We start from the raw sequence: 12,994 nt of genomic DNA on the forward strand, positions 1-12,994 counted from the left end.
AACTTAATGTCACCATCCAACGCTCTGACAAAATGTGGTGGTTAGCATTACTGTGCTTGCGCCCGGTAAACCAGGCGTTCGATGTGCAAGGTCAGGTAGCCGCACTCGGCAGGCGTGACCTGATAGCCGTGGCGATTGCTGAGAAAAGCGCTGATCTTCTGCGCGCAGGCCGCCGGGGCTTGGTAGCGCCGCATGATCAGGCGAAGCAGTTCTTCGTCCACCGTCGCCATCGGCTCGCCGCGGAGCAGGCGCTGGGCGAAGAACTTAAGGTGGGTGATAAACCGGCAATAATCCGGGGTGGTCGGATCCGGCTCGAAGTGGAAATGGAAACGCACGATGTTGACCATTTCTTGCATCAGCTGCGTGATCTTGGCCGCATCGGAGCGGGCGCTGCCACTTTCAGCGTTGACGAGGTGAAAGGCGATGAAGCCCGCCTCATCCGGTGGCAGTGAAACGTTGAGCTGAGCCTTGACCATCGTCAGTGCGGCCTGGCCCACGGCGTATTCGCGCGGGTAGAAGCGCTGGGTGTCCCAAAGCATGACGTTCGGGACCACCTCGCCAGCCTTGGCGCGCTTCACGGCGGTAAAAAGATGGTCAGCCAGCGTGAGCGCGGCGCCCCGGTGAAGGCTGATCCCGGTTTGCTTCGCGTGATCAATGATCTGCCCGGTCACCTGAAGGTACGGGTAGGGGATCTCGGCGACCAGCTGGGTCAGCTGCACAGTCGCCTCGGGTTGCAGGGTAAAGGTTTGAGAAATGTTCGTGCTCGCGATCTCGTCGCCCGGGCGTTTGCCAAAGGTGAGGCCGCGGCCGGAGACCACTTGCTCATGCCCGCTGCGATCGTGCACGATGGCAACGTTATTGTTCAACACTTTGATGATCTTCATGGCGGCGCCTCCTTTGCCAAGCGAGGATTGCTTATAAGCTAAGCATGTGACGGTAAAACGGTTCCATGGAATAATTTAAGCTTAGCAAACCTGGCGCCGCCACGGCAAGTAAAATCGTTGAGCGAATTAATTATTTCCATAAGTAAATGTGTAGCAACACTTGACCAACCGGGCCAGAGCGCTGTTGAGAATCAGCTGCTAAGTGCGTCCGCCTGCGCACCGTAACTGGGCTGCGAGCTGGCAACGCGGGAGTGCTTTGCTACGCTCAGTGCGCCGAAGCCAAAGTGCGGTTTCAACGCGCTGAGCTAGGCAAATCATCCCGCTAAGTGCGCCAGCCCTGCGCACCGTAACTGGGCTACGGCGGACAACGTGGGAGTGGCTAGCTGCACTCACGGCCTCACCGCCAAAAAACGGCGGCAATGCCGTGAGTTTCGCTATCCATCCCGCTAAGTGCGTCCGCCTGCGCACCTTAATTGGGCTTCGAGTTCGCAACGCGGGCGCATCTAACCTAGCCGTAAGCCTCACCGCCAAAATGCGGCGGCAATGCTTACGGCTAGGTTAGCTGTCCCGCTAAAACCGCGAACTCTGCGCACCTTGTAATTGGGCTCGAGCTGGCAACGCGGGAGTGGCTAGCTACGCACCAGCCCTCGCCGCCAAAAAGCAGCGGCAATGACTGGTGCTAGGCTACCCATCCCGCTAAGTGCGCCAGCCCTGCGCACCTTAATTGGGCTGCGGGTCGACAACGCCCGAGCATCTAGCTACGCTCCAGGCCTCGCCGCCAAAAAACGGCGGCAATGCCTGGAGCTAGGCTAGCTGTCGGGCTAAGTACGTCGACCCTTCGCACCTTACAAAAAAGGTGACAGCTACTGCGCCATCACCCACGATTCATTCTTGTTCGGCGTTCAGAAATGCTAAGTAGTGCGCGACGCAGGTGTCCAGAAACGCGATCGTCTGCGGGTTTGTCAGCTGACCCTGCGCATCAAATTGGGCATGTGCGCCGGCCAGCAGGAATTCATTACCAGGGAGGACGTGCGCGGCGATGGCCGGGGAATCCAGAATTTGCCGCAGGTGCCCCTGCGCCCGCACCGTCCCCATTGGCCCCAGTGCGGAGCCGACGATCATCACGCGCTTGCCAGCGAGGGGGTGCTCAACGCGGGAACACCAGTCCAGCGCATTCTTGAGCACCGCGGGGATGCTGTGGTTATGCTCCGGTGTCGCAATGATCACCCCTGCCGCGCCGGCAACGGCTTGGCGGAATGCTTCAACCGCCGGGCCGGGCGCGTTCTCGTCGTCCTGAGAAAACAGCGGCAGGGAGCCGGGTTCTAGTAAAGTCAGTGAAAAGCGGTCAGCGTAGCGCGTCCTCATGTACTGCAGAAGCTGTCGATTTGTTGAACCAGACCAGTTGTTGCCAACGATCCCAACCAGATTGATCATGTGTGCGCCCCATTTCCTTTGATACCTCCATTATCTTGGTTGGGGGTGCCGGTTGCAAGCTTGCTATGGCAGCTCGTTTGCCGCAATCTGGGCCAGCGTATCCAGTGAAGGAATGAAGAAGACCTCACCGGTTTCGGGCGTGGAGAAGTCCAGCAGGCGGTCTGATTGACTGAACATGTTTTGGAGCATGCGCTTGGTCACCGTCCAGTGTCGGGCGTAACCGATAAAGTAGGTGCCTTTCACATTCTTGGCCGCATCGGCGAACGGGACGTTCATCCGCACGATCTTATGCTCGACACCACCTTCGTTGTCCTGCGAGGCGACGTTGTGGGCGTTTGCCAGCTTTTCGTCGTCTTCCAGCTCGACGTCGTTGAACTTTTTGCGCCCGATGGCCTGCTCCTGCTGCTCGACTTTGAGCTGCTCCCAGGCGTCCAGGTCGTGGCGGTATTTCTGGGCAAAGGCGTAAGAACCGTTGATAAAAGCGGGGTCCTCATCGCCGACCACCGCGTACGCTGGGGTCTGCAAGGCGCTAGGGTTCTCGGTGCCGTCCACGAAACCGATGATGGCGCGGCCCTCAAAGTAGCGAAAGCCGTGGGTCTCGTCGAGCGTCGTCACGTTGTGCTCGATGCGAGTCATGATCTCGGACAGGATCTCGTACGGCACTGCCGAATTGTGCGCGCGAATGTGGAAAAAGAGGTCCGCCGGGGTGGCCACCGCCGTGTGCTTCGGCCCGACGATCGGCTGAAACGCCTCCAGTTCGGCGGGCCGCTGGGCGTCGGGAAACAGGTAGTCCCAGGCCCGACGCGACAGCCCGAACGCGACGGCCAGGCCGGCGTCCGGATAGCGGATGTTCATGCTGTTGATGAAGGCGGGCAGGTGCTCAGCTAGGTCTGAAACGGCGCCCAAGTCACGACTTTGATCCTGACGATTGAGGTCCATGGTGACAAAGATGATGCTGTCGCCGGCGTCTTTGTAGACGTCTTGGACCCGCGTTAAATCGATTGGCATATGATCCCCTCCAAATTAGAATTGTTACAATTCGAGGATAGCATAGAACCAATGACAGCGGTACCAATTTTACATAGAATATTTTGCACAATTGAACTCGCCCCAACGACTCGCTGGTCTAAGTGGCTGAACAGGGCCTATCTGGACGATAGGGCCAGGTTAGTCAGCTTGCTGAAGGCAGCGGCCCTAGCGCGACTGGCGGTCCGTTGATAAACTGACCGGCATCTGGTATCATGGTGCGAATGTATGCCATCTATAGAAGAAAAGCGAGGTAGCGAAGTGCTAACTGTTTCTAACGTCTCAATGACGTTTTCCGACCGGACACTGTATTCCGACGTCAACCTGAAGTTCACGCCAGGCAACTGTTACGGCATCATCGGTGCCAATGGCGCAGGCAAGTCCACCTTCCTGCGCATCCTGGAGGGCAAGCTGACCCCGACTGAGGGCAGTGTGACGCTGGATCCAAACGAGCGCATGAGCTCCTTGAAGCAGGATCACTTTGCCTTCGATGATCAAACTGTCATGAACACGGTGCTGCAGGGTTACACCCGGCTGTACGCGGTGATGACAGAAAAGGATGCCTTGTACCAAAAGGCCGATTTCACTGAGGCAGACGGGAACCGCGCCGCCGAGCTGGAAGGCGAGTTTGCCGAAATGGACGGCTGGAACGCCGAATCTGACGCCAGCCAGCTGCTGCAGAGCCTGGGGATCCCTGAGGCGCAGCACCAGAGCCTGATGAGTGAGCTGCCGGAAGGCGAGAAGGTCAAGGTGCTGCTGGCGCAGGCCCTGTTTGGCAAGCCTGACGTTTTGCTGCTGGACGAGCCGACCAACGGACTGGATCCCCAGACGATCGCCTGGCTGGAGGACTTTCTGGCCGATTATCAAAACACAGTCTTGGTGGTCAGCCACGACCGGCACTTCCTGAACGCCGTTTGCACGATGATGTGCGACGTTGACTTCGGCAAGATCGAGCTGTTTGTCGGCAACTACGATTTTTGGTTGGAAAGTTCAAAGCTGGCCCAGCAGCTGCGCAGTCAGCAGAACGCGAAAAAAGAGGAGCAGATGAAGCAGCTTCAGGACTTTATCGCGCGCTTTTCGGCGAACGCCTCGAAGTCCAAGCAAGCGACCTCAAGAAAGAAGCAGCTGGAGAAGATCACGCTGGATGACATCAAGCCGTCCAGCCGCAAGTACCCTTACATCAAGTTCACCCCGGAGCGCGAGATCGGCAATGACCTCCTCCGGGTGGCGAACGTGGCCAAGACCATCGATGGGGAGCAGATCCTCAGCAACGTCTCCTTCATCCTGCGGCCCGGCGACAAAACCGCCATTATCTCGCGTTCGGACGTCACGGCCAGCGTCTTGATGCAGATCCTCGCCGGCACCATGACGCCCGACACCGGCAGCGTGACCTGGGGCGTGACCACCTCTCGCGCCTCGATGCCGCGCGACCTGAACCCGGAATTTGCCGACGAACGCCTCGACATCCTCGAGTGGTTGCGGCAGTTTGCCAGCAAGGAAGAGTCCGATAATACGTTCCTGCGCGGGTTTCTCGGGCAGATGCTGTTTCGCGGCGACGACGTCTTGAAGAAGACGCCGGTCATGTCCGGGGGCGAGAAGGTCCGCGCCTACCTCGCCAAAATGATGCTGAGCAAGGCCAACGTGCTGCTGCTGGACGATCCGACCAACCACTTGGATCTGGAAAGCATCACGGCCCTGAACGATGCCCTGATCGATTTTCCTGGCTCGCTGATCTTCACCAGCCACGATCACCAGTTCATTCAGACCATCGCCGATCACATCATCGAAGTCGGACCGAAAGGCATTGTCGACCGTGCCGACACCAGCTATGACGAATTCATGGCTCATGAGATCGCGCAGGCCCAGGTCGCAAACATCTACTAGCAGCGCCCAATCTAAGATTAGTGCCGGTGCGTGAGCCAACTTGCCATCGGCGCGTCGCTACACCCAGCCACGCAAACACCCCTGCACCGCGATTCACTTCGAATCGCGATGCAGGGGTGTCGTCGTTGTTGGCTAACACCGCTTTGGGTTTAACCCTCGCGTTACTTGTTCATAGCAGTTTCAGTAGATCGTCTGGCTGCTTCAGGCGGTAGGCGATCGGTTCAAACGCCGGGGTGGGTTGAGGCGTGGTCCAGGTGGCCAGGCCAAACGCGACTTCGGCATCGTGGGCGGCCTGGGCGTCTGTCAGGGTGTCCCCGATGTATAGCAGGGTCGAGCGGTCGGCGTTCAGCCGCTCGGCCGCAAGCAGGATCGGGTCCCCGGCCGGTTTGTCCCGTTTGGCCTCACCGGTGGTAACGTGGGTGTCCGTATAATTGCTGAAGTGGTAGCGCTGGTCGTCGATGGCGAACTCAGCCGCACTTTTGGCGGTCACGATCGCGATCTTGGCGCCGGCTTTCCGCAGCTGGGTCAACACCTCAGGAAAGTTGCCGACCCAGCCAGACAGGTCTGAGAAGGCCAGGGAGTCGTCGATCCACTCCTGGATCGCGGCGGCGTTCGCGGCCGGTTCCGTGAACCCGAGCCGATTCATTGTCGCCTGTGAGGTGATCCCGTTGGAAAAGGTGAGCTCCGCCAGTGCGTAATCTTTACCGTGGCGGCGCATCATGCGCTGTAAGCCGTGCAGGTACATGTTCGGTGAATCGATCAGCGTGCCGTCGATGTCGAAAACAAAAGTGTTCATAAGCTTCCTCCTAGGTTCAGTATAGCGGAAAGCAGCCCGGGCGGGGGACAAGAAATCTTCGGCCAAAGAGAGGCGAATCGGCGTTGACAGGGCGGTGAACAAATGTTTGGATTAGAGGTAAGAAATGGGGGCGTTCATATGCGGATCATGCATACGGCCGATTGGCATATCGGCAAACGACTGGCCGGCTTTGACCTGGCGGCGGACCAAGAGGCGGTGTTTGAGGAACTCGTCAAGGTGGCGGCGCGAGAGCAGGTCGACGCGATCATCATTGCCGGTGACTTGTACGACCGGGCCAACCCCAGCGAGGAGTCCGTTCTGCAGGTCAATCATATGCTGAAGCGGCTCAATCGCGAGCTGCACTACCCGCTCTTGGTGGTGTCGGGCAATCACGACTCGGGGGTGCGCCTGGGGAGTGGCCGGGAGTGGTTTGATGCGACGGGTCTTTTCATGCACACCACCCTGGCAGAGGCCTTCACGCCGGTCGTGCTTGGGGACACTCAGTTTTTCCTCCTACCCTACTTTGAACCGGTCGCCGCGCGGCTGTATTTTGACGACGCGACGTTGACGAACATCAACAAGGCGATGCACCGCGTCAGTCAGACGCTCCAGCAGCAGTTTGACCCGGCCAAAAAGCACGTGCTAGTGGCCCACTTTTTTGCGGCCGGCAGTACGCATTCGGAGTCTGAAACGCTGGTCAACGTCGGCGGTCTCGATGCCGTGGCCGTTTCCGATCTGGCGGCCTTTGATTATGTGGCGCTGGGCCACCTTCATAATCGCCACGCCCTCAATGAAGCAAAGGTGCAGTACGCCGGGTCGCTGCTGAAGTACTCAGTGTCGGAGGCCCACCAGGAAAAAGGAGTCTACATTCTGGACACCGAGACGATGCGGCGCAAGTTCGTCAGCATCAAGCCCCTGCACGACCTTCAGCACTTGACCGGGACCTTTGCGGGGTTTGCGGACCCCGCCGGTTTTTCTGCCGCAGAGCGTGACGCGTACACCGCGCTGACGCTCAAGGACGACACCGTGATCCCCAACGTGATGGCCACTTTGCGGAAGATCTTTCCGCGGCTGATCGGGCTGGACCGCGAACGTCAGGTCGATCTGGGCGAACAGCCGCACGCCAACGTTAAGCTGGCACCCACTATGCTGGTGGCGGAGTTTTTCCACCAGGTCACCGGCCACGAAATGAGTGCAGAGCAGCTTGAATGGGCGAAAAGTGCGCTGGTCAAGGCAAAGGAGGAAGACTAATGCAGCTGCAGACGTTGCGGATGGAATTTTTCGGGCCGTACCGGGACGAAACGGTCGATTTTGCAAGTTTTGACGACACGCCGCTGTTCTTGATCACCGGCAAGACCGGCAGTGGTAAGACTACCATCTTCGACGCGTTGGTGTTTGCGTTGTACGGTGACACTTCTGGTGATGAGCGCAGCGGGGATGAGATGCGCGCCAACTTCGCCACGCCGGCCCAAAAAACGCGGGTCACGCTGCGGTTTCACCATAATGGTCACGATTATGAGATCTGGCGCGAACCGGCCCAGGCCCTCGCCAAAAAGCGCGGCAAAGGGACCACTGCCAGCACCATGAACCAGTGTCTGACCGTTTACACGGATGGGAAAGAAAGCGGCCAGTGGACCAAAAAGCGTGACGTCGCCCCCCGGATCAATGACCTGCTGCATCTGGACGCTGATCAATTCCGGCAGATCATCCTGCTGCCGCAGGGCCAGTTTAGGCAGTTTTTGGATGCCAATTCCGATGATAAGGGTAAGCTCTTGCAGCGGCTTTTTGGGACCGGCATTTACGCCCGCTGGCAGGAGGCGGTGAAGCAAGCGGCCAAAAGCGCCCAAGCCAAGGTCAAACATACCAGTGATCAGTTGACCACGCTTGCTGGCCAGTTTGCCTACGCTAAGGACCACCAGCCAGCCGCCGCAACGCTGACGGACCAGCTCGCGGCAATGAAGCAGACGGTCATCGTGATGCAGGCGGACAGACAGGCGGCAGAGAACGCGCTGAAGCAGGCGGAGGCGGCTTACGAAAAGGCGAATCAGGCCTATCAAACTGGCAGTCAGCTTCAGCAGGCCTTCGCCCAGCAAACGGCGGCCACTGCCGCATTAGCCGAGCTGGCCGCTGCGGCCCCGAAGCGTGCGTCCCAGACCGCCCGCCTCGCCCAGCTCGAATGGGTGGCAGCACACACGGCCGATGCGGATCGGCTGGCCGGCCAGCGCGCAGAACTTACCACCTTGGCCCAGACCCTAGTGCGCACGACTGCCGCCTTAAGCGCCGCTCAGGTCAAGCTGGCGGCTGCCCAGCAGAGCCAGGCCGCATTGGCGGCCAAGGCCGCTGACGTAGCGGCCGCCCGCACGCGCCTGCAGCAGTTGGCCGCCCTGCGGCCACAACTGGAGCGGGTCGCTGCGCTGCAGCAGGCGCAGGCGCTCGCCCAGACCCAGTTGCAAGCCGCAACCACCAGGCACAAGGCGGCGCAGACGCAAGCAGATCAGATTGCGGCGGCGCTGAAGCAAAACGCGGTTAAGATTCAGCAGCTGATGGCGGCAGATCAAGAGCCAGCCTATCAGGCGCAAGCCCTGCGTCTGGCCGCGCTGAAGCCGGTGTACGAGCAGTGGCAGGAAGTAACGCGCGACCTGGATAAAGCGCAGCACGAAGCCGCTGCGGCCCGGACGACGGTCGCCAAGGCCGCCAAGGCGGCCGCGGGCGCGCAGGCCCAGTACGTGAAGCGCCATGATGCGCAGCTTGCGGCCCAGATCGCCAACTTGGCAGGGCAGCTTTCCCCGGGGGCGCCCTGCCCGGTGTGCGGGAGTACCGACCATCCGCACCCAGCTGCCGGGCGCACTGCGGCCTCCGTTTCAGAGGAGGACGTTGAGCGTGCCGACGCTGAGCGGCAGACGGCTCAGCGCCGCTTGGCTGAAGCTCAGGCAACCCTTGATCACGTGCTGGCGAACGCAGCCAAACTGACGACGCAGCGGGCGGACTTGGCCGCGGAACTGGCTGAAGACGGTGCGGCGGCGCAGGCGTACCAGCAGCTTGTTGATCAGGTCGCCCAGCTTAAGCAGGCGGTGGCAGCACAGCAAAGTGCGCTTGCCCGGTTGCAGCAAGAGGGAGACCGCCTGCAGCAGGCCCAAGCCAGTGCGGCGCCTGCGCTGCAGCGCGCCGAAGCGGCGGCACATCAGGCGGATACTGCTTTGAGCAGTGCCGAGGCCGCCCTTGCAACCGCCCGGCAAGCTTTACCAGAGGCGGCGCCGGCACTTTCGGCGCTGACGGCCGAGCAACATGAACTGCAGGCCCAGATCGAGGCCTACGAAACTGCGCAGACGCAAAATCAGGCCGCGCTGAGCAGCGCCAAGGAAGCAGTCGCCAGTGCCCAGGCGACCAAGGCGGCGCAGGAGACGCAGCAGACCACGCTCCAAACGGCGCTCGGCCGCGCCCAAGCAGACTTTACGCAGGCGCTTGACGAACACCTAGGGACCGCCGCTAACTTTGCGGCGCTGCGGACGCAGATCGACCAAGTCGCTCCGCTGAAGGCCACCCTGGAGGCGGCCAAGGCGCAGCAAACCGCGCAGACGGCCCTGCTGAAGCAAGCCACTGCGCAAATCGGGGACGCGGCGGCACCGGATCTCGCAGGCCTGCAGCAGGCCCGTGAACGGGCCGCGGCCGCGCAGCGTGCTGCGCAAGCAGGGACCGTGGATGCCCTGCGCCGGCTGGAGCAAAACCAGGCACTGATGACCCAAATCGAGGCCGCCTTTTCTCAGAACAAGGCGGCGCAAAGCAAGGCTGACGCCCTGGCCTCACTGGCGGATGTGCTAAACGGCAATAATGATCGTAAGCTCTCGCTGGAGCGCTTCGTTTTACGCGCGTACCTTCAAGAGGTGCTGCGAGTCGCCAATTTCCGCTTCAGCAAACTCACGGCCGGGCGCTACCAGTTTCAGCTTCACCAAGAGCCCGGCAGCTATCGCAACGAGTCTGGACTGGAAATCGATGTGTACGACGACCAGGTCGGGGCGACCCGGTCCGTGCACACCTTATCCGGTGGTGAAAGCTTTATCGCCGCTCTTAGCTTAGCCTTGGCGCTTGGCGAGGTGATTCAGCGGGAGGCCGGCGGGATCGCCATCGATGCGCTTTTCGTGGATGAAGGTTTTGGCTCGCTGGATTCGGCTAGCCTGCACACGGCGATGGAAGCGCTGGAAACCATTGAAGGCCAGGCCCGCATGATCGGCATCATCAGCCACGTGGCCGAACTGCGGGCGACCGTGCCGGACCAACTGCAAGTCAACGCGACGGGCACGGGTGAGAGTCACCTGCATGCCGTCCACGCCGATCGCTGAGTTAGCAATTACCTGTGAAGTGTGCTAACGGCGCTGATAAGTGGTACACTAGTGGCGTTGAGGACGATGTTGTTCCCCGACAAAGCCACGGCAAAAGAGGCGAGAATGATGGCAGGAAAGCTTAGCAAGGAAGAGCGCAAAGCGCTGATTCAAGAAGCTGAGAAGAAGCGCTCTGAGCACCCAGTAAAGAAGTCTGAGTCAGGGTTTGCCACAATCGACAAAGAAGCCGAGAAGCTCGAGAATGAAAACTAAGATCTTTAATCTTTGTAGTCGCCAGTGATGGCGGCTATTTTTTATGGTGCAAAGGGGCGACGTATTTAGCCCGACGGCTAGCCGCTACGCATGTCACCCTGTACGCCATAAATGGCTACAGGGTGATCATAGCCCAAGCCATTGCCGGCGTTCTTTGCCGGCGAGGGCTTGGGTGTAGCTAGCCGCTCGGGCGTTGTCGCCCCGGCGCCCAGTTAAGGCAAGGTGCAAAGGAGAGGTCTGGCAACTGGGGCGGCCCCACCAGACCGCACGAAAATGAACAAAATGGATTATTCCTGTTAAATTTGTTGTGGGCCACCTGCTGGGGTATAATCGACTCAATTAGGTGGAGGTAGTCATGACAGGCGAAGAGATCCGGCGCGGGGAGTTACTTTCGCGCATCAATAATGTGCTGGTCCAAGGCGGCCTTGCGGGGCAGTCGATGGCGTCTTTGGCCAAGGCCGTGGGCGTTAGCCGCGGGAAGCTCTATGTTTATTTTGCCAATCGTAAAGAAGTCGTGGGCGCCGTGGTCGATCAGTACCGGGAGCTGGCGGCAGACCAGATGGCCACCCCGTCCGCTCCGTGGACAGTCGAAGCATTGCCGCAGTGGCTGCTGGCCGCGGTGCTCGTACTGGCGTCGTGCAGTCCCGTGCTGTTAGCCGACATGACGCGCGCCTATCCAGACGAACGTCAGCGGGTGGCAGACGCCCAGCACCAGTTCGAAGAGCGGTTCGCCGCGTACCTCAACGAAGGGGTGGCCAACGGCACCTTTCACACCATCGATATTCCGTTGTTTTTGGCGATGATTCAGGCCAGTGTGGCCGGGCTGAACCATCCAGAACGGATCGGTCGCGCCGGCGCCAAGCCCGTGATCAAGCACTTGGTCCGCATTTTGACCTTAGTGCTGCTCGATGAGGCAGCGGCCAAGCGGCTCCTCACGCAGGAGCGCACCCAGCGGGCGGTAACGGCACTTGCCGGTGAATTGACCCTGCGCTACCAGCACTAAACGGGCTCCGCGTTCGCAGTGGGGGAGCATATAGTTACGCCGCAAGCCTCGCCGCCAAAGTTCGGCGGGAAGACTTGAGGCGATGATCGCCCTGTAGCCATTTATGGTGTACAAGCTGACATGCGGAGCGGCTAGCTGGCGGGCTCAGCGCGTCGCCCCCTCCGCACCTTCTAACTGGGCTCTGACGTGGCAACGGGGGAGCATCCCGCTACGCTCCAGTCCTCGTCGGCCAAGTACGCCGACAAGGACTAGAGCTAGGCTGGCTGTCCCCCTAAGACCGCCACGTCTACGCACCTTGTAACTGGGCTATGGGTCGCCAACGCCCGAGCACTCAGCTACGCCATCGCCCTCGCCGCCAAAAAGCGGCGGCAATGCCGACGGCTAGGCTGAGCGTCGGGCTAAGTGCGTCGCCCCTCCGCACCTTCCAACTGGGCTATGGTCGACAACGCCCGAGCAGCTAGCTACGCTTAGGGCCTTGGCGCTGAAAACCAGCACCAATGCCCTAAGCTAGGCTAGCTGTCGGGCTAAGTGCGTCGCCCTCCGCACCTTATCGTAGGGCATACTGCCGGATCGCGGCGGCTAGGCCGCCTTCGTCGTTGGTGCCAGTCACCACCTTGGCGTGCGCCTTGGCCTCGGCGGTGCCGTTGCCCATGGCGACCGGGAGCCCAGCAACGTCGAACATAGCGATGTCATTGCCCTCGTCGCCCACGGCCATGATGTCTTCGGTGCTAAGCGCCAGCACCGCGGCGAGGTCGCGTAGCGCTTGGCCCTTGTTGACCAGCGGATCCATGACCTCGAGGAAATAACGGCCGGCACGGACGACGTAGAACCGCTCCCCTAGCGCTGCCCGCACCTTGGGCTCGTTTTGGTCAAGCAGTGCTTGGGGCCCCACGAACGCGCCCTTGGCGATGGCAAAGGTGGCGGGCAGTTCATCGGGGTCGCGGATAAAGAGGCCCGCCTCGTTTTCTGCGGCTTGCTCGACAATCCACCAGTCGACGTCGCGGTCGGCGGTGTAGATGTTGGAATGCTCATCCAACACGTTGGTCGGCAGGCCAAGCTTCTTGCCCAGGGCGGTAATCTCTCGGTATGCCTGATTGTCGAGCAGGTGCCTTGCGACCACGCGGCCGGCGGCGGATTCGATCACGGCGCCATTGTAGGTGATCACGTACTGATCGTCGCCGGTGATGCCTAATTCATCGAGAAACGGCTGGACCCCAGCAAGCGGGCGACCGGTGCAGAGCACCACCTTGATGCCTTGGCTCAGCGCGGCTTGCACCGCCTGCTTGGTGCTCGGCAAGATTTTCCGGGCCGAGGAAAGTAGGGTGTCATCGATATCCAGTGCGATCAAGCGAATGGTCATTATTGTTCCTCCATTTCC

The 12,994-nt window shown here is 60.4% G+C and carries 10 protein-coding genes; 5 read left to right on the forward strand and 5 right to left on the reverse strand.

All coding sequences use genetic code 11. From position 1 onward, the window contains the following. Positions 1 to 47 precede the first annotated feature (47 nt). From licT to EKM85_RS00180, 3 genes are all read right to left on the reverse strand, one after another. Positions 48 to 884: a BglG family transcription antiterminator LicT gene (licT, locus tag EKM85_RS00170; protein WP_125584254.1), complete on the reverse strand. Its 837-nt coding sequence runs from the start codon at positions 882 to 884 to the stop codon at positions 48 to 50. 885 nt (positions 885 to 1,769) lie between these two features. After that, the gene (locus EKM85_RS00175) at positions 1,770 to 2,318 is read right to left on the reverse strand and encodes an NADPH-dependent FMN reductase (RefSeq protein ID WP_125584255.1); all 549 of its coding nucleotides are present in this window, start codon (positions 2,316 to 2,318) and stop codon (positions 1,770 to 1,772) included. Positions 2,319 to 2,381: 63 nt separating this feature from the next. After that, the gene (locus tag EKM85_RS00180) at positions 2,382 to 3,326 is read right to left on the reverse strand and encodes a Dyp-type peroxidase (protein ID WP_125584256.1); all 945 of its coding nucleotides are present in this window, start codon (positions 3,324 to 3,326) and stop codon (positions 2,382 to 2,384) included. A 279-nt stretch (positions 3,327 to 3,605) separates the two neighbouring features. Here EKM85_RS00180 and EKM85_RS00185 point away from each other — a divergent pair, with 279 nt between their 5' ends. Then, positions 3,606 to 5,228, forward strand: coding sequence for an ABC-F family ATP-binding cassette domain-containing protein (locus EKM85_RS00185; RefSeq protein ID WP_164510610.1), 1,623 nt, complete (start codon positions 3,606 to 3,608; stop codon positions 5,226 to 5,228). A 169-nt stretch (positions 5,229 to 5,397) separates the two neighbouring features. Here the strand turns inward: EKM85_RS00185 and EKM85_RS00190 are convergent, their stop codons facing one another. Next, entirely contained in the window at positions 5,398 to 6,024 is a 627-nt protein-coding gene (locus EKM85_RS00190) for an HAD family hydrolase (protein ID WP_125584257.1), read from the reverse strand. A gap of 138 nt (positions 6,025 to 6,162) precedes the next feature. Between EKM85_RS00190 and EKM85_RS00195 the strand changes: the two genes are divergently transcribed. From EKM85_RS00195 to EKM85_RS00205, 4 genes are all read left to right on the forward strand, one after another. Continuing rightward, the gene (locus EKM85_RS00195) at positions 6,163 to 7,275 is read left to right on the forward strand and encodes an exonuclease SbcCD subunit D (protein ID WP_125584258.1); all 1,113 of its coding nucleotides are present in this window, start codon (positions 6,163 to 6,165) and stop codon (positions 7,273 to 7,275) included. After that, positions 7,275 to 10,361 carry an AAA family ATPase gene (locus EKM85_RS00200; protein WP_164510611.1) on the forward strand — a complete coding sequence of 1,029 codons (3,087 nt, stop codon included), beginning with the start codon at positions 7,275 to 7,277 and terminating at the stop codon, positions 10,359 to 10,361. Before EKM85_RS00195 ends, EKM85_RS00200 begins: the two co-directional genes overlap by 1 nt. Before the next feature lie 105 nt (positions 10,362 to 10,466). Further along, positions 10,467 to 10,613 (forward strand): hypothetical protein, encoded by a 147-nt coding sequence (locus tag EKM85_RS11395; protein WP_164510607.1) that lies wholly within the window; start codon positions 10,467 to 10,469, stop codon positions 10,611 to 10,613. Positions 10,614 to 10,968: 355 nt separating this feature from the next. Continuing rightward, entirely contained in the window at positions 10,969 to 11,616 is a 648-nt protein-coding gene (locus EKM85_RS00205) for a TetR/AcrR family transcriptional regulator (RefSeq protein WP_125584260.1), read from the forward strand. A gap of 547 nt (positions 11,617 to 12,163) precedes the next feature. On the opposite strand, the gene EKM85_RS00210 is transcribed toward EKM85_RS00205, so the two are convergent. Next, positions 12,164 to 12,976 carry a Cof-type HAD-IIB family hydrolase gene (locus tag EKM85_RS00210; RefSeq protein WP_125584261.1) on the reverse strand — a complete coding sequence of 271 codons (813 nt, stop codon included), beginning with the start codon at positions 12,974 to 12,976 and terminating at the stop codon, positions 12,164 to 12,166. Between the last annotated feature and the right edge of the window lie 18 nt (positions 12,977 to 12,994).

This window comes from Lacticaseibacillus jixianensis (genome assembly GCF_003946485.1).
In the GTDB taxonomy this organism is placed as follows: domain Bacteria; phylum Bacillota; class Bacilli; order Lactobacillales; family Lactobacillaceae; genus Lacticaseibacillus; species Lacticaseibacillus jixianensis.

Excerpts from the sequence above, each read along its gene's own strand:
- EKM85_RS00200 (WP_164510611.1), top strand. The coding sequence starts at position 7,275 with ATGCAGCTGCAGACGTTGCGGATGGAATTTTTCGGGCCGTACCGGGAC.
- EKM85_RS00195 (WP_125584258.1), top strand. The coding sequence starts at position 6,163 with ATGCGGATCATGCATACGGCCGATTGGCATATCGGCAAACGACTGGCC.
- EKM85_RS00210 (WP_125584261.1), bottom strand. The coding sequence starts at position 12,976 with ATGACCATTCGCTTGATCGCACTGGATATCGATGACACCCTACTTTCC.
- EKM85_RS00205 (WP_125584260.1), top strand. The coding sequence starts at position 10,969 with ATGACAGGCGAAGAGATCCGGCGCGGGGAGTTACTTTCGCGCATCAAT.
- EKM85_RS00180 (WP_125584256.1), bottom strand. The coding sequence starts at position 3,326 with ATGCCAATCGATTTAACGCGGGTCCAAGACGTCTACAAAGACGCCGGC.
- licT (WP_125584254.1), bottom strand. The coding sequence starts at position 884 with ATGAAGATCATCAAAGTGTTGAACAATAACGTTGCCATCGTGCACGAT.
- EKM85_RS00190 (WP_125584257.1), bottom strand. The coding sequence starts at position 6,024 with ATGAACACTTTTGTTTTCGACATCGACGGCACGCTGATCGATTCACCG.
- EKM85_RS00175 (WP_125584255.1), bottom strand. The coding sequence starts at position 2,318 with ATGATCAATCTGGTTGGGATCGTTGGCAACAACTGGTCTGGTTCAACA.
- EKM85_RS11395 (WP_164510607.1), top strand. The coding sequence starts at position 10,467 with ATGATGGCAGGAAAGCTTAGCAAGGAAGAGCGCAAAGCGCTGATTCAA.